The following is a 25,328-nucleotide window of genomic DNA, read 5'->3' as shown; positions in this document are numbered from 1 at the left end:
AAAGGGTGATGGATGGTGTCCGTCAGCTCCGAGACCGTCGTACCCACCGCCCTGAAGATCCTCATAGCGGGTGGCTTCGGCGTCGGCAAGACCACCATGGTCGGTGCGGTGAGCGAGGTGACCCCGCTGGCGACCGAGGAGCACATCAGCGCGGCGGGCCGGCGTGTGGACGACCTCAGGGGCGTCGAGCGGAAGGTCTCGACCACCGTCGCCCTGGACTTCGGCCGCATCACCATCTCCCCCGAGCTGGTGCTCTATCTCTTCGGCACGCCCGGCCAGGACCGTTTCTGGTTCATGTGGGACGACCTGTGCAGTGGTGCGCTCGGGGCCGTGGTCCTCGCCGACACCCGGCGGCTCGACGCCTCCTTCGCCGCGGTCGACTTCTTCGAGTCCCGCTCCATCCCCTTCGCGGTCGGCGTCAACTGCTTCGACGGCCGCCGTGAGGTCGACGCCGAGCAGGTCCGCCAGGCGCTCGACCTGGCACCCACCGTCCCGGTCCTCCTGTGCGACGTACGCCAGCGCCAGTCCAGCAAAGAGCTCCTGCTGGCCGTGCTCGGCGCGGCCCGCCGGAAGATGGAGGCCCGGCTGGTGGCGGCGGGCCTCCGGCCGGGCTGAGACCCACCGGCGCCCGCTCCGCGGCCCCGGCCGAGGCTCAGGGGGCCGGTTCCCCGGCTCGGGCGAGGAGGTCGGCGCGGCTGATGGAGTCGGTGCGGGTCGAGGGGACGGTGCAGGCGTAGGCGCGCCCGCGATCGCGCCGTAGAGGCCGCAGCGGTGCGGGGGTTCGCCGGTGAGCCGACCGAAGAGGTACGCCGCCGCGAAGGCGTCCCCGGCGCCGTTGGAGTCCACGACCGGCGTCGGCGGCGTCACCGGCGGGATGTGGCTCAGCTCGCCGTCGACCAGGTGGTACGCGCCCCGCGCCCCGTCCGTGGCGAAGACCGTCCGGGCACGGCCCCGCTCGGTGATCCGGCGCATTCTTCTCCGGGTCGGCGAGCCCGGCGGCGGACAGGAAGACCAGGTCGGCGGCGTGCGCGAACGGCTCGTGGTACGGGTTGACGCCGTCCCGGTCGTGCAGGTCGGTCGAGACGGTCACACCCAGGTCGCGCAGGAGGGGCAGGGAGGCCGCGCAAGGCCGGCTGATGGAGACGCGGACGTGGCGGCTGACTCCGACCGGCGCGCGGACCGTGTGCGGCGGCAGTTCGCGCACCTCCTGGCTCCGGCTGCCGTCGTAGAGAGAGCAGCGGCGCCCGTCCGGGCCGACCAGGTTCACCGCGCGCCGGGTGCCGCCGGGCAGGGGCGCCTCGGTGAACGGCACACCCCGGTCGCGGTGCAGAGCGCGGACCAGGTCGCCCATGGGGGTCCCCCCGGTTCGAGCGCGGCCGAGAACTGGGGGAGGTCGTCGCCGAGCAGGTCCAGGTGGTGGGTCCGCAGGCCGAGGGTGTGCACGGCCACCGCCATGAAGTCGCCGGTCTGCCCGGCCCGGGTCTCGATGGCCGGCACCAGATGGCTGTCGGCGAACGGAAGCGGCAGCTCGGGGACGTAGACGATCGTGTCGACGCCCGCCCCGCCCAGCACGAGGACGTCGATCTCGGACTCGGTGCGCACCATGCCTCCGGTGGCGAGGATTTCGCTGTGGAGGCAGCGTACGGCCGGGCGGACCGGGGGTGACCGGAGCGGGACTCCGGTCACCCTCACCGGCGAACGCGGCGACGGGCCCGGGACCTGTCGTCACCTTCGCGCCGTCGCCCGGCGGGCGGCCTCGCGGCGTCAGGCGCGTGCTCCGGCGTCGCGGGGCGGGGCGGGAACGTGACAACGGGCACGAGTGCCGCGGCCTGCCACGGCACTTGGCCGTTTCTGACCGTTCTTGAAGCCGTTCGTGAGCGGGTACGGACGAGTCCGGTGAGGCAGCCAGGGCCTCACGAGTCACCTCGCGCGGCGCCGATCGGCCGGATGATCTCCGACCAGGAGCCATCAGAAGCGCCCTAGGTCCAGGACGGGTCGGTCAGGTCGGGCAAGGGGAGGTTCCCGTGCTCGTGCGGGGCCGTCGGAGGGGCGGGCTCGGCGGTTTCCCGGCCCTCCGACGGCAGTTCTGCCCAGACGACACGACCGGACCGTTGTGGGGTGTCGCGCACCCCCCAGTCGCTGCTGAGCATGCCGACCAGCATGAGCCCACGCCCGTTCTGGTCGTCGGGGCCCGGACGACGCCGGGCAGGCTGTGCGTGACCACTGTTCTGGTCCTCGACCTCGATACGGAGCCGACGGCCGGTGAAGTGCAGCCGGCACACGATCCACTCGCTGTCCGTGTGTGTCAACGCGTTGGTGACCAGCTCGGACGTGATCAGGAGGACGTCCTCACAGGTCTCCGGACGCACCTCCCACTCGCCGAGCAGCTCGCGCACGGTTCTGCGCGCCTCGCCCGCCGACGCGGGCACCGCGGGCAGCCCGAACACACCCGCTCTGTGGGGTTCGTACGCCTCTGTTCCAAGGGGTGGGTACATGACCGGGGCTAACCGGTCCGTGGACTGGGGGAGAGTGGGCGGAGCCATCGCCGTATGCCTTTCGTCGGCCCTTCGCACCGCAGCGGTGCCGGTGCCACGGCCGTCTCGCCGTCCGTCGTGAGCTCTGACAACTCGCGACGAACAGCGCTGAGTTGCGGCCACATCTCCCCCAACCTGGCCGCGCAGCCTCAGCGTTCACCGAAGCCGTGACGGTACGTCCACTGTGGCATCCGCGAACAACACCTCGCAACCAGCAAGTTGAAATTTGCAATTTGTGAGTCGCAGGCCATCTCCGTTCGAGCCAAGATCGTGCGAGACTGCGCTCTCGAAGCGACCCGAACAACAATGCGCAATCTTTGAACGAAAACGCACAAGACCCGTAAGACAGTTCGACATGTCCTCTGTGCTCGGTGTGAGGGGGTGGTGGGGCGTGACCGCGGAAACGGAGTGGGGCGGGGCCCCCTCCGTGTTGCGCATGATCCTCGGCAGACAGCTGGAGGAGTTGCGCACTCGCGCCGGGCTGACGTTCGAGCAGGCGGGCGAGGCGATCGGGGTCAGCCATTCCACGATCCGCCGCCTGGAAGCCGCCAAGGTCGCCCGGCTCCGCCTCCCGGATGTCGAGAAACTGCTCCAGATCTACGGCGTACAGGACCAGCAGGAGATCGAGACCTTCCTGAAGTCGGTCCGCGAGGCCAACAAGCGCGGATGGTGGCACACCTACCGCGACGTGCTGCCCGACTGGTTCGCCGCCTACCTCAGCCTGGAACAGGCCGCGCTCCAGATCCGCGCGTACGAGGCCCAGTTCGTGCACGGCCTGCTGCAGACGGAGGCGTACGCCCGCGCGCTGCTCGGCGCCGGCAATCCGCACGCGGCGACCGAGGACACCGAGCGGCGGGTGGCGCTGCGGATGCGGCGCCAGGAACTCCTCACCCGTGCGCAACCGCCCCGGCTGTGGGTGGTGATGGACGAGACGGTGCTCAGATGGCCGGTCGGCGGACCGGACGTGATGCGCGCCCAGATCGACCATCTGATCGAACTGAACCGGCTGCCCCATGTGACGGTCCAGGTCATGCCGTTCCACAACGGCCCGCATCCGGCGATGCGGGCCGGCGCGTTCCACCTCTTCCGGTTCAGGGCACCCGAGCTGCCGGACATCGTCTACCTCAACGGTCTGGTGGGCGCCGTCTACCTCGACAAGGGGGACGACGTCGTCGTCTACCGCGAGGCCCTGGACCGGCTGGGCGCGCAGTCGGCGCCCGCCCGCAAGACCGAGGCCCTCCTCGGTGCGATACGCAAGGAGCTCTGACGTGCACCACCACACACCCGACGGAGTACACAACCGCGTCCGCAACGGCATGCCCGCCCGCGACCTCGGCAAACAGGACTGGCACCGGCCGTGGAGCGACGACGCCGGCGGTGCCTGCGTCGAAGTGAAGAAGCTCGCCGACGGCCGGGTCGCCGTCCGCCAGTCGACCGACCCGGACGGCCCGGCGCTGCTCTTCACCCCCCGTGAGATGACCAGTTTCCTGGCCGGCGTGAAGGCGGGCGAGGCCGACTTCCTGCTCTGACCTGCTTGCTGCCCACGCCTCGCTGACGCACCACCTGTGTGAACGACACCTGCACGACACGACCTGATGGGAGGGACGGCGTTGCCCGACAACGGATGGCCTGCCGACCGGATCGACACCGAGCACGCGCATTCCGCGCGTATCTACGACTACATCCTCGGCGGCAAGGACTACTACCCGGCCGACAAGGAGGCCGGTGACGCGATGGCGCACGAGTGGCCGGCCCTGCCGGTCCACATGCGTGCCAATCGCGACTGGATGAACCGCGCGGTGCGCTGGCTCGCCGAGAAGGCGGGCATGCGCCAGTTCCTGGACATAGGAACCGGCATCCCCACCTCCCCCAACCTCCACGAGATAGCCCAGTCGGTGGCCCCCGAGTCCCGGGTCGTCTACGTGGACAACGACCCGATCGTCCTCACGCTGTCCCAGGGGTTACTGGCCAGCACCCCCGAGGGCAGGACCGCGTACATCGAGGCTGACTTCCAGGACCCGGAGACCGTGCTCGGCTCGCCCGAGTTCGCGGAGACCCTCGACCTGGACAAGCCGGTCGCGCTCACCGTGATCGCGATCGTCCACTTCGTGCTGGACGAGGACGATGCCGTCGGCATCGTTCGCCGTCTCCTCGAACCCCTCCCCTCGGGCAGCTACCTGGCGATGACCATCGGCACCGCCGAGTTCGCCCCGCAGGAGGTGGGCCGCGTCGCGCGCGAGTACGCGGCCCGAGACATGCCGATGCGGCTCCGCACGATCGACGAGGCCCACGAGTTCTTCGACGGCCTCGAACTCGTCGAGCCCGGCATCGTCCAGGTCCACAAGTGGCACCCGGACGGCTCGGGCGAGGAGAACATCCGCGACGAGGACATCGCGATGTACGGGGCGATCGCGAGGAAGCCGTGATCTAGACGGTGCGCCCCTGGCCCGGCGCTCGCTGCCGGACCAGGGGCGCACCCTTCAGCGGGCGCGGGGAACTGCGCGCCCAGCCCTCACCGGCCCGCAGGCGCCCGACACCCCGTCGCGGCACCCCCGAAACGCACGGGGACTACTTCGCCGCCCCCGTACTGTCGCGAACGATGAGATCGACAGGGACGACGGGGTCCTGTTCCAGAGAGTCCCCCGTCGACTCCGGGTCGTCCAACTGCCTCAACAGCAAGCGCAGCGCCGTCGTGCCGATCGCGGAGAAGTCCGTACGGATCGTCGTCAGCGGCGGCAGCAGATGCGCCGCCTCCGGGATGTCGTCGTAGCCGACCACGCTCACGTCGTCCGGGACCCGGCGGCCGGCCTCGTGCAGGGCGCGCAGCAGGCCGAGCGCCATCTGGTCGTTGGAGACGAACACGGCGGTGACGTCCCGGCCCGCGAGCCGCCGGCCCAGCTCGTAGCCGGAGTCTGCGCTCCAGTCCCCGACGAGGGGTTCGTGGACGCGTGCGCCGGCTCGTGTCAGGGTCTCGCGCCAGCTCGCGGCGCGTCGGTCGGCCGACGTCCAGCCGGTGGGGCCCGCGATGTGCCAGACGGTGGGGTGGCCGAGGCCCAGCAGATGTTCGGTCGCCAGCCGGGCGCCCGCCGTGAAGTCCGAGGTGACCACGGGGGTGCCGTCGCCGAGGCCGTTGTCCAGCATCACCAGCGGGGTGTCCGGGCGGGCCCGCGCGAGTGCGGTGGCGACCGGCCGCTGGGGGGCGATGGCGATGATCCCGTCCGCGCCCTCGGCCGACAGCCGGTCCACCGCCTGGACGACGGTGTCCCGGTCCGCCGTGTCGAGGGCGATGGAGCTGACGAGGTAACCCGCCTCCTGGGCCGCCGTGTTGATCGCGGTCAGGGTGGAGGCCGGGCCGTAGCGTGCCGCGTCGAAGGAGATCACCCCGAGCATGCGGGTCCGGCCGCTGGCCAGCGAGCGAGCACTGCGGCTGGGGCGGTAGCCGAGCGTCCGCATGGCCTCCAGTACGGCTTCCCGGGTCTGCGTCCGGACCGCCGGGTTGTCGTTGAGGACGCGGGAGACCGTCTGCTTGGAGACGCCGGCGAGACGGGCCACGTCGTCCATCACCGGGCGGGAGCCGGCGAAGTTGCGCCGGCTGCGGCCTCGGGTGACTCCGCCGGAGTCGTCGGCCGCGTCGCCGTCCGTCGTGCTTCGGGGCATGCGGCTGGGTCCTTTTCGACGGGGTCCGGATCGGTGTGGTTCTGTCGGGGCCACAGGATAGGTCTGGCGGTTTCGCCCCCGCCGCCCCTTCGGCCCCGTTCACGTGTGTCGGTTGTCTGCGGGCGGGTGGGGGCTGGTCGCGCAGTTCCCCGCACCCCTGGGGGGCCGCAGGCCCTTTCCAGGGGCGGGTGGGAACTGCGCGAGCAACCACGACGGACCTGCGGCTGGGGGTCGAAGGGGCGCAGCCCCTGGGAATGGGAACGGGTAGGGGCGGCGGGGGCGACGAAACCGGGGCTCAGCCGGGCCGGAGGGCCCAGGTGTGGGTGGTGATCAACTCGGCTCGGACGATCCCCGCCGGGATCCCCGAGTCGCCCGCCCACCCCGGCACGTACACCGGCGCGCCGGCGGGCAGCGGCAGCAGCCGCAGCCGCAGCCCCTCCGTGCGCAGCGCCGCCACCGGCACCCGGTCGAGGCCGATGTCCCAGACACCTCCCGAGTAGAACTGGTCGGCGACGAGGCGGTCCCCCACGTAGGCACGGGCCACGTCGCCGGTCCAGTGGACGCGGAGCAGGGTCCCGGGCGGCGTATCGTCCGGCAGGACGATGTCGTACTCGGCGGCCACCGTGTCGAAGTGCTCGTCGGCCGGCACACTCGCCCGCCCCTGTACACCCGTCGTGACGGGCGGCGCCTGGCCCGCCGGTCGGACCAAGGTGACCGGAGGTTCACCGTCCGCGCCGCCGGGTCCCCGCCGACCGGCGTCCCGCGACACCACCGTGTAGCGGACGAAGACTCCGTCCGTCGCCTCCTTCACCACCGCGCCGGTCACCACCGGCGGCCGCGCCGGGGCGGGCAGTACGGCGAACGACGGTTCCGGAGTCGCGCTGTGGACGCGTACCTCGTCCGCGTGGGCGTCGAAGACCACACCACCGTCGGGGTCGGCGAGAACGAGCCGCTCGGCGCCCCAGGCAGGGCCCCGGTAGGCGGTACGGGCCGTCGCCGCGTCCAGGACGAGGAGGCCGACCCGGCTGCCGTCGCTGGTGTCGACCTCGACCAGGGCGTCCGTGCCGGGGCGCAGTCCGGTCACCAGGATGCGGTCGCCCACGGTCGTGACCTTTCCCGAAGGCGCGGAGACCGTCGTCACCGTGCCGATGTCCAGGGCGAGTTCGGGGGTGATGCCGTCGGTCGCGGCGAGGACCAGGACCGTGCGGCCGTGGCCGTCGTCGACCGTGCAGACGGGCTGCGCGGTGGCCCAGTCCAGCCGCAGCCCGGCGACGTCCAGCCTCAACGGCCAGATGAGGTAGGCCCCTCGGGGGATCGTGACGGGTGCGCTCGGCAGCGACAGCACCCGACCGGTCGTACCGCCGGAGCCGGTCGTACCGCCGGAGCCGGTCGTACCGCCGGAGCCGGTCGTACCGGGCGGCCCCTCGGTACTCTCCGGGCCGCCCGGGAACTCGACCGTGAACGTCGTCCCCGGATGGTCCGGCAGCGGCTCGTGCGGCTGGTGGTTGTTGACGAAGAGGAAGCCCGATCGGCCGTCGGCGCGAACCGCCCACCTCAGCGTCTCCCGGTCGTCCTGGCCCGTCGGCCGCCGCTCGGGCAGGGCCGAGTCCATCGGGGCGATCAGATGTCCGAAGTCGGCCAGCAGGAGGTGTTGGAGACGGAGTTCGTCGTAGGAGGGGCGGTACTGGCCGTATTCGCCGAGGGGGGCCTGGAAGTCGTAGGTGAGGACGGGGAGGTCGTTGGGGTAGCCGGTGGCGTGGGACTCCTGGAGGGGAGTGAGGTCGCCCGTCGGGTTGGTGCCGCCGTGGAACATGTAGTAGCCCTGCCAGACCGAGCCGCAGCCGATCTTGGTGAGGCCGAGGGCGCCGACGTCGGCGGCGTCGACGCGCGGCCGGCGGTGGTAGGCCACCGCCATGCCACCGCCCAGCTCGCAGGTGGCCCAGGGGAATCGGCCCGTCGATGCCGCAGGGTCACCACCGCGTACCGTCGTCGGACGGAGGTCCGCGCCGATGCCCTCGTCGTCGCGCTGGTGGGTGAAGAAGAAGTGCTTGCGGCAGGTGTCGGGCCAGCCGCCGTCCGCCTCGGTCCAGAAGGCCTCGGTGTAGCCGCCGTAGAGGGGAAGAAGCTCGTCGGGCGGCAGGCGCACTCCGCCCCAGGCGGTCGACGTCCACAGGGGAGCCGACAGTCCGGCCTCCTGGGCCATCCGCTTCAACGTGAGCAGATGGCCCGGCTGGTCGTACAGCTCGTTCTCGATCTGGATGGCGACGACCGGGCCGCCTCTGGACCGGTCCAGACCGTGCAGCTGCCCTGCGATCGCGGTGTACCAGGTGCGTACGGGGGCGAGGTAGCCCGGGTCGTCGGTGCGGGGGGCGTCTGTGCGGTCCAGGACCCAGTCCGGCAGGCCGCCGTTACGGACCTCGGCGTGGACCCAGGGGCCGATACGGGGGATGAGGTCCAGGCCATGGCGGGCGCAGAGTTCGGCGAAGCGGCGCAGGTCGCGGTCGCCGTCGAAACGGATGCGGCCCTCGGTCTCCTCGTGGTGGATCCAGATGACGTAGGCGGCGACGACCGTCACCCCGCCCGCCTTCATCTTCAGCAACTCCTCCTCCCACTCCCCCGCCGGGTAGCGGGTGGGGTGGAACTCGCCGGAGACGGGGAACCACGGACGGCCGCCCCGCGTCAGCCAACGGCTGTTGACCTCTATGGGATCGGCGGCCCCCGGAGCGTCGGCGAAGGGGAGGTGGCCGCGCAGCGGGGGGTCGCCGGGCGCCGGTACGCGCACATGGTGCGCCGGCGTCATCAGGGCTTCACCGGGCCCAGGTCGGGTGTGTCCGTGAACTCGGCGCGGGCGCTGGTCGTGGCGTTGAGTTCCAGCAGGACCAGGTCGTTGGCGCCGGGGCGCAGGACGGGGGCCGGGACGTACAGGGTGCGCTGCGGGCCCCGGTTCCAGTAGCGGCCGAGGTGGAAGCCGTTGATCCAGGCCTGTCCCTTGGTCCAGCCGGGCAGCGAGAGGAAGGTGTCGGCGGGGGTGTCGACGTCGAAGGTGCCGTGGTGGAAGGCGGGGACGGTGACCGGGGCCGCCGTCCCGGCCGGGGCGAAGGGGACCGTGGAGAGGTCGGCCAGCGGCAGCCGGTGGGTGTCCCAGCCGAGCAGGGCGGTGCCGTTGAAGGTGACCGGGCCGAGGAGGCCCTTGGCGGCGCCGATGCGGGGGCCGTAGTTGACGCCGCCCATGTTCTCGACCAGGACGTCGAGGGTGGCACCGGCGTGCGGGACGCGCAGGGGCAGGGTCTCGTCGTGGCGTTCGCGTTCCAGGACGCCGACGGGGGCGCCGTCCACGAAGACCTGGGCGCGGTCGCCGACCCCGCCGTCGAAGTGGAGCAGGCCGTCGCCCGCCTCGGGAAGGGTGGTGCGGTAGAGGACGTAACCGGAGCGCTGCCCCAACTCCTCCATGGTGACCGGGTGTTCGGTGCGTTCCACGGCGGTTCCGGGTGCGGTGGCGTACGGCAGCAGGGGTGCCCGGCGGTCCAGTTCCACGGTGATGCCCGAGAGTTTGGGTGCGGGAGCCGGGGCCGGCTCCTCCGGGACCGGGGCGTGGCGGGCGATGACCTCGCGGAAGGCGTGGTACTTGGGGCCGGGGTCGCCGGACTCGGTGAGGGCGGCGTCGTAGTCGTAGGAGGTGACGATCGGGGCGTAGCACTGGTCGTGGTTGGCGCCGTTGGTGAAGCCGAAGTTGGTGCCGCCGTGGAACATGTAGATGTTGACGGAGGCGCCGGCGGCCAGCAGCTTGTCGAGGTCGGCGGCGGCGCTCGTCGCGTCCCGGACGTGGTGCTCCTCGCCCCAGTGGTCGAACCAGCCGATCCAGAACTCCGAGCACATCAGCGGCCCTTCGGGCATGTGGGCCCGCAGCGCCTGCAGAGACTCCTCGACCCTGCCGCCGAAGGTGGCGGTGGACAGGACGCCGGGCAGGCTGCCGGCGGCCAGGTGGTGGCCGGAGCCCGCCTGGTCGCAGGTGAAGAGCAGTTCCTCGATGCCCCGTGCACGCAGCGCCTGGTGGACGTGCTTGAGGTACGCGGTGTCGTCGCCGTACGCCCCGTACTCGTTCTCCACCTGGACGGCGATGACCGGGCCGTCGTTCGCGGCCATGTACGGCAGCAGCGGGGGCAGCAGGATGTCGAGGTAGCGGTCGAGGGCGTCGGTGAAGCGGGGGTCGCTGGAGCGCAGCCGGATGTCGGCGTCCGAGGTCAGCCAGGAGGGCAGGCCGCCGCCGTCCCACTCGGCGCAGATGTACGGGCCGGGGCGCAGCAGGACGTGCAGGCCCTCGGCGCGGGCGAGCCGCAGATAGCGGGGCAGGTCGAGCAGGCCGTCGAGGACGAGCGGGCTGTCCGGGTCGGGCTGGTGGAGGTTCCAGGGGACGTACGTCTCCACGGTGTTGAGGCCCATCAGCCGGGCCTTGCGCAGCCGGTCGGCCCACAGGTCGGGGTGGATGCGGAAGTAGTGCATCGCGCCGGAGATGATCCGGAACGGCTCACCGTTCAGGAGGAAACCGTCGGACGTCGTGGTCAGAGCGGGCGTGCGCAAGGCTGATTCCCTTCGGCGGGGCGTATGGGGGGAGTGGGACGATGCCGTCGTGCGGGTGGCAGGAGGCCGGGTGCGGAGACGGACGGGCGTCCACGTGACGGGGTCACGGGGACGGGGACGCGGTTACGGGGACGGGGCGTTGGAGCGGGTGGCGCGGATCAGCCACAGCGTGGCCAGCAGGCACAGGGCCGAGACCGCGGAGAGCAGCAGCGGGACCGCACGGACGCCGGACCACTCGATGGCCTTGCCGAGCGCGGGGCCGGCCGCCACTCCCCCGAGCATGGAGGCGGCGATGACGAGCGCTCCGGCCCGGCGGGCCCGGGGTGCGGCCGCGTGCAGCCAGGGCAGGCCGGTGGGGAAGATCGGCGCGATGAACAGGCCGACTCCGGCGTAGGCGTACGGGGCGAGCCGGGGCACCGAGGCCAGCAGCAGGCAGACCGTCATGCCGGCGCAGGACACGGTGATGATCGTCCGGGGTGGGTGGCGCAGGGCGAGGGGGGCGACCAGGAAGCGGCCGACCGTCATCATCAGCCAGTACACGGAGGTTGCGGTCGCCGCGGCCCCGGCGCCGTATCCGACCGTCTCCAGGTGCGTGGGTTCCCAGCCGCCGACCCCGGCCTCGATGCCGACGTGCAGGACGTAGAGGGTGACGAACACGGCGAGCACCGAGCCCAGGCTGCGGCTGAGCGCCGAGCCACCGGCCTGAGCGGCGGTCCCTTCGGCGGCGGGCTGGGGCACCTGGTCGCGCACGCCCCGCAGGCACAGCAGCAGTGGCAGGTTGGCGGCGGCGAAGGCCAGGAAGAGCACCGGGTAGTGCTCGGCGCCGACCGCGGCGATCAGGGCCGGGCCGAGGATCGCGCCGACGCCGAAGTGGGCGTTGAGGATGTTCAGCATGGCGGTCGAGCGGTGGCCGAAGCCGACGGCGAAGAGCTGGTTGAGGCCGTAGTCGATGCCGCCGAAGCCGAGTCCGGCGAGTAGGGCGGCGGCGAGACCGGCGGGCCAGTTCGGCGCGAGCGCGAAGCCCGCCGCGCCGAGTGCCATCAGCAGGTACGAGGTGCCGAGGATCCGCCGGTTGCCCAGCCGCCCGTACAGCCGGTCGAAGAGCAGTACGCCGGCGACCCCGCCGACGAAGTGGGCACTCAGCCCGAGCCCGGCGGCCGACGGCGACAGTCCGAACTCGTCACGGAAGGCAGGGATGGCGGGCCCGTAGAGCGACTGGAGCACGCCGATGAGGACGAAGCCGACACAGGACGCGACCACGGCGGCCGGGCTGAACACCCTGCTTTCCGGGGCCTGCCGGATGTGCCTCACCTCTTGCGCGGTCGATGCGTCGGGCACGCGGGGCTCCGCCTCTCCGTGGCTGGGACCCTCGAAGTGTTACCGGTAACATCACCGCCGTCAAGATCTCCCGCAGGGCTGTGCGGCGGGTGGGGTACGGGAGGGGCGGATGGGGTGCGGGAGGCGGTCGGCCGGGCGGAGCGAGGGCTGGGCGGAGGGCCGGTACGGTGCGCTCGGGGCAGGCGGAACGTCCCGCGCGGCGGTTCTTCGGACCGTGCTTCCATGCGTCCGTGAAGAGCGAGAGTGTGGCCGGTGACAGCACGGCTCATGATGTCCGGTATCGGACCGATCGCGATCTCGGGGACTGCGTCCGGGTACTCGCGGAGGTCCAGGAAGGGCGGTGGTGCAGGCCGCGGTGACGAGGGCTCGCGCGCGGCGGGCGGCGGGGACCCTCACGGCAACCCTTGTTAGGGCGAGGGATTTTTACGTTCCGTCGATGGTACGGGGCGTGGTGGTGTCGGTGGGCTGAGCTGCGGCTCTGCGTCCCACCTCGGCTCCTCCCGTGGGGGGATCGGCGCGCCTGCCGCGCGTCCGCCGTCCGCCGCGCACTCCTCGTCGCACCCGGGACGGACCCAGGGGCGAACCCGGGACGGACCCGGGGGCGAACCCGACCGGGCACCCGATTCGAATCCGATTCGTATCTGATTCGACCGAGTCGTCCACGGTCGAGGCCGATCGACGGGGCCGGTGACCTGGAGTGGCGCGGCTTGGCACGGCATGGCGCCGCACGGCGTTGTCGCGGCGGGCGGTTCATGTGGCGGGCCGTGAGCGGAGCCGGCGCTTTCCACAGGCGCCAAGAGCCTGGAGGGAGGTCGACGCACCGTGACGGTGCCAGGTGCGGACCGCCCCCGGTGCGACGTGCGCGTAACTGTGGGTAACCCTCGACGTCACGTATGGTCATGAGGCGCGAGGAAGATATGAGATACGAGATATCAGGAGGGTCAATTGGCGCTGGAGCCGGTGTGGTTCGCGGTTCTGGGGCCGGTTCGGGTGGAGCGGGCGGGAGTGGAGCCGACGTGGGGGCGTCCGCAGGAAAGGGCTCTGCTGGCGCTGTTGTCGGCGCGGGCGGGGCAGCCGGTGGCGGTGAGCGAGATCGTCGACGTGCTGTGGGGGCGGCTGCCGCCGGACAGCGCGGTGAATGTGATCCGCCGCCATGTGGGGTCGCTGCGACGCCTGTTGGAGCCCGGTCTGCCCAACCGTGCCGCCGGCCGGTGGCTGATACGGGACGCGGGCGGGTACCGGCTCGTGGTCGACGCCGGCTCCCTGGATCTGCTGCGGTTCCGTCGGCTGCGGGACGAGGCACGTCGGGTCGGCGCCGACGGCCACAGGGCGTCGGCACGGGTCGTGGAGCTTCTCACCGAGGCCCTCTCCCTGTGGCGGGGGCCGGTCGGGGCGGGGTTGCCCGCCGAGGTGCGGGAGCGTGCCGGGTTCGGGGCGGTCGACCGGGAACGACCGGCGGCCGTACGGGAGGCGGCCGACGCGGCGCTGCGCGCCGGCACCCCCGCGGCCGTCCTGCACCTGCTCCAGGAAGCCGCGGTCGCCGACCCGTTGGACGAACCCCTGCTGGCCCGGCTCGTGCTCACACTGGCCGCCACCGGACGCGAGGCCGAGGCGCTGAGCATCTACCGGGCCGCCCGCGCGAGGCTCTCCGACGAGTTGGGCATCGATCCGGGGCCGGAACTCCGCGACGCCCACGCGGCAGTCGTGCGCGGCGCCGGCCCGACCACGCCCACCGCCTCGGGAGCGGAGGCGGCGAACGGGCCCGCCGTCCCTCCGGCCCCGCGTCCCCCTACCACCGTTCCCGCCCAACTCCCCCACGATCTACCGACGTTCACCGGCCGTCGCGCCGAGCTGGAGCAGGTACTGGCCCTCCTCACCGGCCACAGCCACGTCCATCACAGCGGCGACCGCGGCGCCGGCGACACGGCGCCTCCCGCCGGCACCGTCGTGATCAGCGCCATCGGCGGTATGGCCGGGATCGGCAAGACCACGCTCGCCGTGCACTGGGCCCATCGGGTCGCGGACCGGTTCCCTGACGGGCAGCTCTACGTCAACCTCCGGGGGTTCGCGCCGTCGGGTGCGGTGATGGGGGCGGGAGAAGCCGTGCGCGTATTCCTCGACGCACTGGGCGTACCTCCGGAGCGGGTCCCGCACGGGGTCGACGCCCAGGCGGCGCTGTACCGCAGCCTGTTGGCGGGGCGGCGGTTCCTGGTGCTGCTGGACAACGCGCGGGACACCGAACAGGTGCGACCGTTGCTGCCGGGCACGCCCGGCTGTCTCACCATCGTGACGAGCCGCAACCAGCTGTCGGGCCTGGTGTCCGCGCACGGTGCCCACACGCTGCCCCTGCGTCCGCTGGACGCCGAACAGGCGCGGATGTTCCTCGAACGCCGACTGGGGGCCGGGCGGCTCACGGGCGAGGCACGGGCGGTGGCGGAGATCGCGGCGCTGTGCGGCGGGCTTCCGCTGGCGCTGGCCTGTGTCGCGGCGCGGGCCGCGGCACACCCGGGCTTTTCGTTGTCGGCGATCGCGGCGGAGCTGCGCGAGGCGCACGGCAGTCTGGACGCCTTCAGCCGGACGGACGCCTCCGCGAACGTCGGGGCGGTGTTCTCCTGGTCGCTGGGCGCCGTGTCGGCCGAGGCGGCGCGCCTCTTCCCGCTGCTCGCACTGCACCCCGGCCCGGACTTCTCCGTGTCCGCGACGGCAACGCTGGCCGAACTGCCCCTGCGCCGGGCGCGATCGCTCCTCGCCGAGCTGGCCGACGTCCACCTCGTGGGCGAGCCGGCCCTCGGCCGTTACGCCCTGCACGACCTGCTGCGCGCCCACGCGGCCGAACTCCTGGAGGAGCGGCTCCCGGACGCCGGGCGTGAGGCGGCCACCGAGCGGCTGTACGCGTACTACCTGCACACCGCGCACGCCACCGAACCGCTCCTCGCGCCGCACGCGGACCCGATGCCGCCGGGGCCGCTCCCGGCCGGCGTCCATGCCGAACCGCTCGTCGGTCACGAGCAGGCGCTCGCCTGGCTGGCCGCCGAGCATCCGGTGCTGCTCGCCGTCGTCGGGGCGGCCGCCCGGTCCGGCCGCGACCGGACGGCGTGTCTGCTGGCCTGGTCACTGGAGTCGTTCTTCGACCGGCGGGGGCACTGGCACGACTGGGCCACCGTCCAGCGGATCGCCCTCGACGCGGCCCTGCGGCTGTCCGATCCCGCGTGGGAGGCCAGGGGGCTGCGCGCACTGGCCCGGGCCGAGGGCCGACTCGGTCTGCACGCATCGGCCCACCCCCGCCTCGACCGTGCGCTGCGGCTCTTCGCCGGGCTGGGCGATGACATCGGGCGGGCCGACACCCATCGCAGCCTCGGCTGGACCCACGAGCAGGAGGGCGATCTGCCCGGCGCCCTGCACCACAACCGGCTGGCCATGGAGCTGTTCCGGCACAGCGGCCGTCGCGCCGCGTACGCCAGTGTCCTCAACTCCGTCGGCTGGTACCACGCGCTGCTCGACGAGCACCGGGAGGCCCTGAGCCACTGCCACGAGGCCCTGACCCTGCTCCAGGAACTCGGTGACCGCTACGGCCAGGCCTCCACCTGGCACACCATCGCCTACGCCCACCACCACCTGGGCCACCACCCCAACGCCCTCGTCGGCTACGGTCACGCCCTCGCCCTCTACCGGGAGCTGGGCGTGCCCTATCTGGAGGCCTGCACCCTCGTCCACATCGGCGACACACATACCGCGATGGGCGACCACGACACCGCCCACGAGGTCCGGCAGCAGGCGCTCACCCTTCTCATCACCCTCGGCCACCCCGACGCCGACGAGGTCCGGGCCCAGATCGCCGCGAGCGAGCGATGCGGGTGACCGGCGCCCCGAGTGCCGCCGAGGTGCGGCGCGGGCCGCCGGGCCGAGCCGGGCAGGCCGCCGTCAACCCGTCCGCCTCTGCGGGGCGTTGATGCGGTTCGACGTACTGGGGCCCCTTCGGGTGCGCCGGGGCGAGGAGGAGCTCGACCTCGGTTTCCCCCAACAGCGGGCGCTGCTGGCGTTGTTGGTGGTGCGGGCCGGTCGGCCGGTGCCGTCGGGCGAGATCGTCGACGTGCTGTGGCCGGAGCGGGCACCGGCCAGCGCGCGGAACGTGGTGCGCCGTTACGCCGGTTCGCTGCGGCGGCTGCTCGAACCCGGGCTGCCGCCCCGGGCGCCGGGACGGCGGCTGCTGCGCAGCGCCGGGGGTTATGTGCTGGAGGCGGGCGAGGACGAGGTCGATCTGCTGCGGTTCCGCGCGCTCACGAAGCGGGGCAAGCGGGCGGCGGCCACCGGGCGGTCCGAGGTGGCGTCGCGGCACTTCTTGGACGCGCTGAGCGAGTGGCGCGGTCCGGTGGCGATGGGGATCCCCGCCGCCGTACGGGAGCACGCCGTGTTCTCCGCGGTGGAACGCGAGTTGGCCGGCACGGCCCGGATGGCCGCCGACGCGGCGCTCCTCTGCGGCACCACCGAGCAGGTGCTGCCCCGGCTGCGGCAGGCCCTCGAACTCGACCCCCTCGACGAGTCGCTGCACGCCGCGCTCGTCATGGCCCTGGCCGCGTCCGGCCTCCAGGCGGAGGCGCTGGCCGCGTACGAGCGCGTACGAGGGCTGCTGGCCGAGGAGTTGGGGGTGGCACCCGGCGCGGAACTGGCCGCGGCGCACACCAGGGTGCTCCGGCAGGAGTGGGGGCCGACCGGTCCGCACACGGCACCGGGTTCCGTGGCTGCCCGATCGGCAGGGCCGCCGGGGCCCTCTTCACACACACCACACCCCGGCCCACCGGTCTCCACGACTGCCCGTCCGGCCGGGGCACCGGAGCCCCCTTCGCGTACGCCGCAGCCCGGAGCGGCGTCCGCCGCCGCCCACCTCACCCGGCTGCCGCCCGATCCGCCGGTGTTCATGGGCAGGCGCTCCGAACTCGCCCGCCTGGCGGAGATCACGGACGTGGTCGCCGTCTCGGCCGGGCCGACACCGAGCACGCGCGCCGTGTCCCCGGACGCACCCGCCACCGTGCTGATCAGCGGAATGCCCGGCATCGGAAAGACGGCCCTCGCGGTGCACTGGGCCCACAGGGTCGCCGGACACTTCCCCGACGGTCGACTGCACGTCGGGCTGCGGGGGTTCGACCCCGTCCGAGTCCCCCTGGACCCGGCGGCGGCACTGCGCGGGATGCTCGCCGCGCTCGGCGTGCCGCCCACGCGCATGCCGGACTGCACGGACTCCCTCGCCGGGCTGTACCGGAGTCTGCTGGCCGGCCGACGGCTGTTGGTCGTGCTGGACGACGCGGCCGACACCGAACAGGTACGGCCGCTGCTGCCCGCATCACCCGGCTGTCTGACCCTGGTCACCAGTCGCAACGCGCTGTCCGGTCTGATCGCCTCGGGCACCCATCCGCTGCGTCTGGGCCTGCCGTCGGCGGCGGACGCGCGGGCGACGCTCGCCGCACACACCGGCCACGACCGGCCGGCCGCCGAGCCCGAGGCTGCCGACGAGATCGTCGCCCTGTGCGGCCGACTGCCACTGGCCCTGACCATCGTCGCCACCCGCGCCGCCGCCCGCCCGAACCTCCCCCTCACGGCCGTCGCGGCCGAACTCCGCCACTCCGGAGACAGCCTCGACGCCTTCACCGCCACCGGAGCAACACCCAACACCTCCACGGACCTCACCACCACCGGAGGGACACCCCATACCCCTACGGGCCTCACCACCACCGGAGGGACACCCCATACCCCTACGGGCCTCACCACCACCGGAGGGACACCTCATACCCCTACGGGCCTCACCACAACCAGGGGAACACCCCACACCCCCACCAGCCCCACCAGCCCCAGAGGAACACCCCACACCCAGACCACCCCCGACAACACCGGAGGAACGCCCACCCACCCCGCCGAGGCGCCCACCCACCCCGCCGAGGCGCCCACCACCCCTGCCGACCTCACCCCCACCACCGTGAGACCCGACCTCCGCGCCGCCTTCGCCCGCTCCTACCGTCGCCTGCCGTCGGAGAGCGCCCGGCTGTTCCGGCTACTGTCCCTGCACCTCGGCCCCGACCTGACCCCGGACACCGCCGCGGCCCTGTCCGGTCTCCCGGCCCGCCGGGCCCGGCTGCTGCTGGACGAGCTCGCCGACGCCCACCTCCTCACCGAGCACGCGCCCGGCCGCTACACCCAGCACCGCCTGCTGCGCGTCTTCGCCGCCGAGCCGGCCACGACGTACGACTCACCGGAGGACCGCCGCGCCGCCGGACGACGCCTGCTCGACCACGACTCGCACGCCGACACCCCGTAGCCGCCACCGTCACTTCACCGTCACTCTTTTTTCACATCTCCCTTCCTACGCTCCGAGTGCCGTGATGGACGGCGTGCTCGAACTGCCGTGGAGGAGACGACAGATGACCAGGTTGAACACCAGCACCGTCGGGGCAGCGGGGCTCCGCATCTCCGTCCTCGACGTGGGCCTCGACGTCGGCCTCGGCCTCGGCGGGACAGCCGCGGAGCTGCCCGGCGACGGGTGGCCCGCGGTGGATGCGTACCGGCTGACCGCGCGGATCGGCGGCGCGTACGTGCTCGTGGGGGTGCGCGGGACAGGCCTCGCGCCTGCCGAGCGGATACCGGATGTCTCCCTCCGGCCCGGGGACATCTGCTTCTACGACGCGAACCACCCGCCGTTACCGGACTTCCCCGAGCGTTCCCGGCTGAAGGTCTTCCTCGTCCCGCGCGAGGAGCTGGGGCTGGAGGACGACGACGTCCGGCGCATCCTCGCGACCCCGGTCGCCCGGTCCTCCCGGCTGGGGACGCTGGTGTCGCCGTTCCTGGCCGAGCTGGCCGACACGGCCGTCTCCGCCGAGCCCCTGGTCGGCGAGATGCTCGCCCGGAACGCCGTGAACCTGCTGGCCACCCTCGCCACGGAGCAGTTGGGGCGGACCGTGACGGACACACCGGGCACGTATGACACACCGGGCACGTCGGGCACACCGGGCAGCCGGTCCCCGCTGGTGGCGCGTGTCCTGCGGTTCGTCGACGAGCACCTGGCCGACGCTGACCTGTCACCCGAGGCGATCGCGAGGGCCCATCACATCTCGGTGCGCTACCTGCACAAGCTCTTCCAGGACGAGGGCACGACCGTGGGCCGCTGGATCCAGCGCCGCCGGCTGGAGGAGTGCCGACGCGACCTGGTGCTCGGTGTCCGCAACCGCCGCACCATCGCCTCGGTCGCCGGCCGCTGGGGCTTTCTGAGCGCGACCCACTTCAGCCGGGTGTTCCGGGCGGCGTACGGCATGTCACCGAGCGAATGGCGGGACACGGCGGGACGGGACACTGCGGGACGGGACACGGCGGGCGGACGGGGCGCGCGGCCTCGGGGCCGGTAGCGCGGGACCCGCCCGCACCGCCCGGCCACCCGCGCACACCGAGACCGGGGACGGCACGCGCGGCCATGGGCGTCCACGACTGTGCTGGCGGGTCCGATGTGGGGTGCCACGTCCTTGTCGTCGCCGACGGCCCCGACGACACCGGCGCGCACGGCGAGCGCCTCGGCCGCCGGGCGACGCGGGTCGCCGGTGTGGATCCTCGCGTTGCGGACGACAGGGTCGGCGGCGGCGTCGGTGGCCCCGGGAACAAGCCCTCCGAGCGGCATCGTGGACAACTTCGGAGATCCCCTCTTCGGAACCGGCATCGCTCTCGAAGCCAGGCGGAGCGAAGCCGTCTCCGTGTTCCGGCAGCGCACCGCACTCGTCCTCACAGCGCACTGGCACCGGCGTTCCCCGAGGCAGTGCGCTCTCGGACCGGTTTCGGTGCGCTGGTGGGCAATTCCCCACGGCCTTCCGGTTCTAGCGTGCTGGCCGAAGCGCTGAGCGCCGCAGAGCACGGCGTGTGTCGCGCACGGCACACCACGCATTTCGCGCGGCCCAACGCGCATCTCGCTCAACTCGACACACCGCGCATCTCACTCGACACACCACGCAATCTCGCCCAACACACCGCGTATCACGTGGCTGCACCACGTATCACGCGCCTCGCACCGCACCACGTCGCACCACCATCGGGAGATCCACATGTCCGACACCTTCGAGCCGACCCGGCCGGTCCTGGAACCGGCGGCCGCCGCGTTCGCGGAAGCCACCGCCAACCCGCCCTTCCTCTTCGAACTGCCGCCCGCGGAAGGGCGGAAGGCGGTCGACGAGGTGCAGTCCGGCGAGATCGAGAAGCCGGAGATCGACGAGGAGTGGGTCACCGTCTCGGGCGGTCCGACGGGCAGTGTCCGGGCGCGGATCGTACGGCCCGCCGGCGCCGAGGGCGTCCTGCCGGTGGTTCTCTACATCCACGGCGCGGGCTGGGTGTTCGGCAACGCGCACACCCACGACCGACTCGTGCGCGAACTGGCCGTCGGCGCGAACGCCGCCGTGGTCTTCCCCGAGTACGACCTCTCCCCCGAGGCCCGCTACCCGGTAGCCATCGAGCAGAACTACGCGGTCGCGAAGTGGATCGTCGAGCAGGGCGCCACCAAGGACCTGGACGGTGCCCGGCTGGCCGTCGCCGGTGACTCGGTCGGCGGCAACATGACCGCCGCACTGACCCTGATGGCCAAGCAGCGCGGTGACGTCCCGCTGGTCCAGCAGGTGCTGTTCTACCCGGTGACGGACGCGAGCTTCGACACCGGCTCCTACCGGCAGTTCGCCACCGGCTACTTCCTGCGCCGCGACGGCATGCAGTGGTTCTGGGACCAGTACACGACCGACGAGGCCGAGCGCGCCCAGATCACCGCGTCCCCGCTGCGGGCGAGCGTCGGGCAGCTCACGGGCCTGCCGCCGGCCCTGGTCATCACCGGCGAGGCCGACGTCCTGCGCGACGAGGGCGAGGCGTACGCCAACAAGCTGCGCGAGGCCGGCGTACCGGTCACCGCCGTGCGCTTCCAGGGCGTCATCCACGACTTCGTCATGCTCAACGCCCTGCGCGGGACGCATGCCGCCGAGGCCGCGATCACCCTCGCCGCGGGGACCCTGCGCACCGCCCTGCACGGCAGCTGAGCGACCCGGCTCCCGAAGGACCCACAGCCGCCGGGTCACCCGGCACCGAGAAGGAGAACTCACCATGTCCCCCACCCCCACCGCCCTGCTCGTGCACGGCGCCTTCGCCGACGCGTCCAGCTGGTCCGGTGTCATCGAGGAACTGCGGAGCCAGGACATCCCCGTCCGGGCGCTGCCGAACCCCCTGCGCGGCCTGGCCTCCGACGCCGCGTACGTCGCCTCGGCGGCGGCCCAGATCGACGGCCCGGTCGTCCTCGTCGGCCACTCCTACGGTGGCGCGGTCATCACCGTGGCGGGCGCCGCCGAGAACGTCGTCGGCCTGGTCTACGTGGCCGCGTACGTCCCCGAACAGGGCGAGAGCCTGGGCGAGTTGCAGGGCCGCTTCCCGCTGGCCCCGCTCGTCGCCAACCTCGACGAGTGGACGTACCCCGTCGAGGGCGCGGACCCCGGCGTGGAGGTCACGATCAAGCCGGACGCCTTCCCGGACATCTTCGCCGCCGACGTCCCGGCCGAGGTCACCAGGATCCTCGCCGTCTCCCAACGCCCCCTGGCCGCCGCGGTGTTCACCGAGGAGACCGCGACCGCCGCCTGGCAGACCAAGCGCTCCTGGGCCGTCGTCGCCGACGCCGACGAAGCCATCAACCCCGACGTCCAGCGCTTCGGCGCCAAGCGTGCCGGGGCCACCGTCGTCGAGATCGAGGGCGCCTCGCACGCCGTGGCGGTCTCCCGCCCCAAGGAGGTCGCGTCGGTGATCGTCGACGCGGTACGGGCGACAAGCTGACAGGAAGCGGGTACAGGGCCTCACTCGTCGCCACCGGGTGGGGCCACCCGGCCCGGGCCTCGTACTGTGACGCGTTCACGACGCCTGTCCGCTCTTCGCGCGCTCCGCGAGGACCGCCCCCACCACGACACCCTCGCGTACGGCCCGCGACATCCGGATCAGGGAGGGCTGGCCGGTGTCCAGGCTCTGCTCGTCGGCCGCGGGTCCCGGGTACCCAGCGGTGAATCCGACGAGGGCGTCGAGGGCGACACCGTCCAGGACCGCCGGATCCAGCCCTCCGGCACGGTCGCCCGTGCCGGACAGCGCGGCGACGGCCACCATGGCCGCGTCCCCGATGGCCTCGGCCTCGCCGGTGGTGGAACCGAGGGAGAGCGCCTGATGGTAGGCGCGCTCCCGGACGGCCTCGTCGAAGTGGACGGACACATCCTTCAGGCCGTCCCGGATGGCCGTCGTACGGCTGGTCAGGCGCAGCTCGACGTCGCCGAGGGAGCGCCAGGACAGCAGGACGTTGTGTCTGTTGCGGCCGTTGTTCCTGGAACCCACGAGTCGGAAGAGGGGCCCGAGCCGCAGGAAGGCGAGGAAGCTGTCGATGCGCGGCCCGAGCAGCGGCAGGACATGGCCGACCGAGGCGAGAACCGCGCCGACGGTGACCAGCATGGGGGCCAGCCGGGTACTCAGCGGATCCCAGTGCTGCCCGCCCCACCGGCCGACGACGGCGATCATCTTGACGACGCCGTACGCGCTGATGCACAGCCACCCGACGGCGAGGACGGCCAGGACCCGCCGCGTCCAGCCGCTGATCTGCAGTGTCCATCGCCAGCACTGGATCGTGGTGGTGAAGGCCGCCGCCATGTGGGCCACGAGATAGAGGACGATCATCTCGCGGAGGAACGGTGTGGCGGCGTAGTAGGTGTCGAAGTCCGCGCGTCGCTCGACGGGCGCGTCACCGGCGACGAAGAGCGCGGTCTGCACCACGATGACCACGGTGTAGACGAGCAGCCACCTGCGGGAGACCCGCCGCAGCCGGGCGGGGTCGTCGGCGCCGCGCCAGTGGACGATCAGGACGAAGGACGCGGCGGAGAAGGCGTTCATTGCCCCGTAGGTGACGCACGCGGCGGCGTTGGGCACGCCGACGGTGTGGTTGACGAAGCCGACGGTGGGCGGGGCGCCGAGGGCGAAGCAGAGGCCGGCGAGGAAGACCACGGCGCAGACCACGCGCTTCAGCGGATCACGCCGGCCGTGCCACAGGCCGGGCAGTTGGACCGCGAAGCCGGTCCACACGACGGCGGCCGCCATGAAGTAGACCAGTCCGTTCACATCAGACCCACGGGCCCGGTCCGGCAGACTTCGCGCCGATGACCGGCCGGGTACTCGACCTCGTCGTCTTCCGTTCGATCCCCGTCAACATCCTTCACACAATAGCCACATGGTCAACCCCGGCAGCGGCCGGACGGGCGACGACAGGTGAAGGGACCGCGACGGGGACCGGCCCGGAGCCAGTCCTGCGGTTCCGGCCCGGAACCGGCCCGAACCAGCGCTCCGGATCAGGCGCTCCGGGACCGGCGCTCCGGATCCGGCCGGTGTCAGCTCTCGTCGGCGGTCAGCGTCAGAGAGATGCTGTTGATGCAGTACCGCTGGTCGGTCGGGGTGGCGTACCCCTCGCCCTCGAAGACGTGCCCGAGGTGCGAGCCGCACCGGGAGCATCGCACCTCGGTGCGCACCATGCCGTGCGACCGGTCGGAGAGCAGCTCCACCGCGTCGCTGTCCTTCGGGTCGAAGAAGGAGGGCCATCCGCAGTGCGACTCGAACTTCGTCTCGGAGGTGAAGAGTTCGGCGCCGCATGCGCGACAGGAGTAGACGCCCTTGGTCTTGGTGTCGGTGTACTCACCGACGAACGCGGGCTCCGTACCGGCCTGTCGCAGCACGGCGTACTCGGCCGGTGTCAGCTCCGCACGCCACTGCTCGTCCGGCTTCTCGACGTCGTACGACATGAGCCTCAGCCCCTCAATCAGAAAGACGGTCCAGGATCTTCGGGCCCAGGTCCGTCACGTCACCCGCGCCCATGGTGAGAACGAGATCACCCGGCTTCGCCATTCCCGCGATGGCGTCGGGCACCTCCGCCTTGTCGTGCAGGGCCGTGACCTCCGCGCCCGCGCTCCGCGCCGCCTCGATGATCAGCTCGCTGGTCACGCCCGGGATCGGGTCCTCACGGGCCGGGTAGATGTCGAGGACGACCGACCCGTCCGCCAGCGCCAGGGACTGCCCCATCTCGGTGCCCAGCTCCTGGGTGCGGGAGAACAGGTGCGGCTGGAAGACCACCAGGATCCGCGCGTCCCCGGCCGCGGCCCGCATGGCCTCCAGGTCGGCGGTCATCTCGGTCGGGTGGTGCGCGTAGGAGTCGATCACCTGGACGCCTCCCGCCTCGCCCTTCAGCTGCAGTCGCCGCTTCACCCCGGTGTACGCGGCCAGCGCGGGCGCCAGCTCCGCCGCCGGCACCCCGAGCTCGACGCCCGCCGCCAGCGCGGCCACGGCGTTGTGCGCGTAGTGCCGACCGGGCACGGACACCGTGAAGACGAGCTCCTGCCCGTCCAGCACCACCGTGACCTCGCTCTTCAGCCCCTGCGCCACGACCGACAGCACCCGCACGTCGGCGTCCTCGCGCTCGCCGTACGTCACCACACGCACCCCGGACAGCCGGGAGGTCAGCTCCCGCGCGCCCTCGTGGTCGGCCGAGATCACCAGCTTGCCGCCGGGCACGATCCGGCCCGCGAACGTCTCGAAGGACTCGTAGATCTCGTCCATGGAGGCGTAGTTGGCGTGGTGGTCCAGCTCCACGTTGAGGACGATCGCCACCTCGGGCGCGTACTTGTGGAAGCTCCGGTCGCTCTCGTCCGCCTCGGCGACGAAGATCTCCCCGTCCCCGTGCGACGCGTTGGAGCCGGGTACGTCGAGGTCGCCGCCGATGGCGTACGACGGCTTGAGTCCCAGCTCCCCCAGCGACACCGCCAGCATGGACGTCGTGGTGGTCTTGCCGTGCGTCCCGGCCACCGCGATCGGCCGCAGCCCGTCCATCAGCCGGGCGAGCGCGTCGGACCGGTGGACGACGGGAATTCCCAGCTCGGCGGCGCGGGCCAGCTCCGGGTTGTCGGCCCGGATGGCCGACGACACGACCACGGACGTCGCGTCGTCCGCGAGGTGCCCGGCGGCATGCCCGATGTGCACGGTCGCCCCGAGCGCCCGCAACGCCTCCGCCGTCTCCGACTCCTTGGCATCGCTGCCGGCCACCTGGGCACCGCGCTGGGCGAGAATCTTCGCGATCCCCGACATCCCGGCCCCACCGATCCCGATGAAGTGCGGTCGCTCCATGGCGCTGGGAAGGCCGGGTGCCATGCGTGT

At 72.4% G+C, this 25,328-nt stretch carries 17 protein-coding genes and 1 pseudogene; 9 read left to right on the top strand and 9 right to left on the bottom strand.

From position 1 onward, the window contains the following. Positions 1–12 precede the first annotated feature (12 nt). Positions 13–615, top strand: a complete 603-nt coding sequence (locus OG858_RS35420; protein WP_319064506.1) for a GTP-binding protein — start codon at positions 13–15, stop codon at positions 613–615. A 37-nt stretch (positions 616–652) separates the two neighbouring features. On the opposite strand, the pseudogene OG858_RS35415 reads toward OG858_RS35420, so the two are convergent. Continuing rightward, positions 653–1,605 (bottom strand): annotated as a pseudogene (locus OG858_RS35415) (PfkB family carbohydrate kinase). Positions 1,606–1,979: 374 nt separating this feature from the next. Next, positions 1,980–2,447: an ATP-binding protein gene (locus OG858_RS35410; protein ID WP_086747808.1), complete on the bottom strand. Its 468-nt coding sequence runs from the start codon at positions 2,445–2,447 to the stop codon at positions 1,980–1,982. A 478-nt stretch (positions 2,448–2,925) separates the two neighbouring features. On the opposite strand from OG858_RS35410, the gene OG858_RS35405 reads away from it, so the two are divergent. The 3 genes from OG858_RS35405 (at position 2,926) to OG858_RS35395 (ending at position 4,960) form a co-directional block, all read left to right on the top strand. Continuing rightward, on the top strand, positions 2,926–3,801 hold the full coding sequence (locus OG858_RS35405; RefSeq protein WP_086747807.1) for a helix-turn-helix domain-containing protein: 876 nt from the start codon (positions 2,926–2,928) through the stop codon (positions 3,799–3,801). Between the two features lies 1 nt (position 3,802). Then, positions 3,803–4,063 carry a DUF397 domain-containing protein gene (locus OG858_RS35400; RefSeq protein ID WP_046706438.1) on the top strand — a complete coding sequence of 87 codons (261 nt, stop codon included), beginning with the start codon at positions 3,803–3,805 and terminating at the stop codon, positions 4,061–4,063. Positions 4,064–4,144: 81 nt separating this feature from the next. Further along, the gene (locus OG858_RS35395; protein WP_086747806.1) at positions 4,145–4,960 is read left to right on the top strand and encodes an SAM-dependent methyltransferase; all 816 of its coding nucleotides are present in this window, start codon (positions 4,145–4,147) and stop codon (positions 4,958–4,960) included. A 142-nt stretch (positions 4,961–5,102) separates the two neighbouring features. On the opposite strand, the gene OG858_RS35390 is transcribed toward OG858_RS35395, so the two are convergent. The 4 genes from OG858_RS35390 to OG858_RS35375 all read right to left on the bottom strand — a co-directional run bounded on the left by OG858_RS35390 (position 5,103) and on the right by OG858_RS35375 (position 12,107). Continuing rightward, positions 5,103–6,191: a LacI family DNA-binding transcriptional regulator gene (locus OG858_RS35390; RefSeq protein WP_086747805.1), complete on the bottom strand. Its 1,089-nt coding sequence runs from the start codon at positions 6,189–6,191 to the stop codon at positions 5,103–5,105. A gap of 295 nt (positions 6,192–6,486) precedes the next feature. Continuing rightward, complete coding sequence (locus OG858_RS35385) at positions 6,487–8,991, bottom strand: beta-galactosidase (protein WP_328544071.1); 2,505 nt, start codon at positions 8,989–8,991, stop codon at positions 6,487–6,489. Continuing rightward, a complete protein-coding gene (locus tag OG858_RS35380; protein ID WP_086753123.1) occupies positions 8,991–10,769 on the bottom strand; it encodes a glycoside hydrolase family 35 protein in 1,779 nt (592 codons plus the stop codon). Before OG858_RS35380 ends, OG858_RS35385 begins: the two co-directional genes overlap by 1 nt. A gap of 123 nt (positions 10,770–10,892) precedes the next feature. Beyond that, positions 10,893–12,107, bottom strand: a complete 1,215-nt coding sequence (locus OG858_RS35375; protein WP_319263789.1) for an MFS transporter — start codon at positions 12,105–12,107, stop codon at positions 10,893–10,895. Between the two features lie 945 nt (positions 12,108–13,052). Between OG858_RS35375 and OG858_RS35370 the strand changes: the two genes are divergently transcribed. From OG858_RS35370 to OG858_RS35345, 5 genes are all read left to right on the top strand, one after another. Beyond that, positions 13,053–15,965 carry an AfsR/SARP family transcriptional regulator gene (locus OG858_RS35370; RefSeq protein WP_328544072.1) on the top strand — a complete coding sequence of 971 codons (2,913 nt, stop codon included), beginning with the start codon at positions 13,053–13,055 and terminating at the stop codon, positions 15,963–15,965. 91 nt (positions 15,966–16,056) lie between these two features. Continuing rightward, positions 16,057–18,414 carry an AfsR/SARP family transcriptional regulator gene (locus tag OG858_RS35365; protein ID WP_328544073.1) on the top strand — a complete coding sequence of 786 codons (2,358 nt, stop codon included), beginning with the start codon at positions 16,057–16,059 and terminating at the stop codon, positions 18,412–18,414. Positions 18,415–18,517: 103 nt separating this feature from the next. After that, on the top strand, positions 18,518–19,495 hold the full coding sequence (locus tag OG858_RS35360; RefSeq protein ID WP_327745208.1) for a helix-turn-helix domain-containing protein: 978 nt from the start codon (positions 18,518–18,520) through the stop codon (positions 19,493–19,495). Positions 19,496–20,179: 684 nt separating this feature from the next. Then, positions 20,180–21,151: an alpha/beta hydrolase gene (locus OG858_RS35350; protein WP_327745207.1), complete on the top strand. Its 972-nt coding sequence runs from the start codon at positions 20,180–20,182 to the stop codon at positions 21,149–21,151. 64 nt (positions 21,152–21,215) lie between these two features. After that, on the top strand, positions 21,216–21,932 hold the full coding sequence (locus tag OG858_RS35345) for an alpha/beta fold hydrolase (RefSeq protein ID WP_319263799.1): 717 nt from the start codon (positions 21,216–21,218) through the stop codon (positions 21,930–21,932). A 75-nt stretch (positions 21,933–22,007) separates the two neighbouring features. Here OG858_RS35345 and OG858_RS35340 read toward each other — a convergent pair whose 3' ends face one another. The 3 genes from OG858_RS35340 to murC all read right to left on the bottom strand — a co-directional run bounded on the left by OG858_RS35340 (position 22,008) and on the right by murC (position 25,322). Further along, positions 22,008–23,249 (bottom strand): MAB_1171c family putative transporter, encoded by a 1,242-nt coding sequence (locus tag OG858_RS35340; RefSeq protein WP_256960685.1) that lies wholly within the window; start codon positions 23,247–23,249, stop codon positions 22,008–22,010. A gap of 266 nt (positions 23,250–23,515) precedes the next feature. Then, positions 23,516–23,923, bottom strand: a complete 408-nt coding sequence (gene msrB, locus OG858_RS35335; RefSeq protein ID WP_086750484.1) for a peptide-methionine (R)-S-oxide reductase MsrB — start codon at positions 23,921–23,923, stop codon at positions 23,516–23,518. 13 nt (positions 23,924–23,936) lie between these two features. After that, positions 23,937–25,322 carry a UDP-N-acetylmuramate--L-alanine ligase gene (gene murC / locus OG858_RS35330; RefSeq protein WP_327745206.1) on the bottom strand — a complete coding sequence of 462 codons (1,386 nt, stop codon included), beginning with the start codon at positions 25,320–25,322 and terminating at the stop codon, positions 23,937–23,939. Positions 25,323–25,328 lie beyond the last annotated feature (6 nt).

The sequence above is a fragment of the Streptomyces europaeiscabiei genome (assembly GCF_036346855.1).
GTDB classification, from domain to species: Bacteria; Actinomycetota; Actinomycetes; order Streptomycetales; family Streptomycetaceae; genus Streptomyces; species Streptomyces europaeiscabiei.
The sequence above is the reverse complement of the archived record's forward strand: the minus strand, read 5'-3'. Positions and strand labels throughout refer to the sequence as shown.

Excerpts from the sequence above, each read along its gene's own strand:
- OG858_RS35360 (WP_327745208.1), top strand. The coding sequence starts at position 18,518 with ATGACCAGGTTGAACACCAGCACCGTCGGGGCAGCGGGGCTCCGCATC.
- OG858_RS35385 (WP_328544071.1), bottom strand. The coding sequence starts at position 8,991 with ATGACGCCGGCGCACCATGTGCGCGTACCGGCGCCCGGCGACCCCCCG.
- OG858_RS35345 (WP_319263799.1), top strand. The coding sequence starts at position 21,216 with ATGTCCCCCACCCCCACCGCCCTGCTCGTGCACGGCGCCTTCGCCGAC.
- msrB (WP_086750484.1), bottom strand. The coding sequence starts at position 23,923 with ATGTCGTACGACGTCGAGAAGCCGGACGAGCAGTGGCGTGCGGAGCTG.
- murC (WP_327745206.1), bottom strand. The coding sequence starts at position 25,322 with ATGGCACCCGGCCTTCCCAGCGCCATGGAGCGACCGCACTTCATCGGG.
- OG858_RS35350 (WP_327745207.1), top strand. The coding sequence starts at position 20,180 with ATGTCCGACACCTTCGAGCCGACCCGGCCGGTCCTGGAACCGGCGGCC.
- OG858_RS35420 (WP_319064506.1), top strand. The coding sequence starts at position 13 with ATGGTGTCCGTCAGCTCCGAGACCGTCGTACCCACCGCCCTGAAGATC.
- OG858_RS35365 (WP_328544073.1), top strand. The coding sequence starts at position 16,057 with ATGCGGTTCGACGTACTGGGGCCCCTTCGGGTGCGCCGGGGCGAGGAG.
- OG858_RS35390 (WP_086747805.1), bottom strand. The coding sequence starts at position 6,191 with ATGCCCCGAAGCACGACGGACGGCGACGCGGCCGACGACTCCGGCGGA.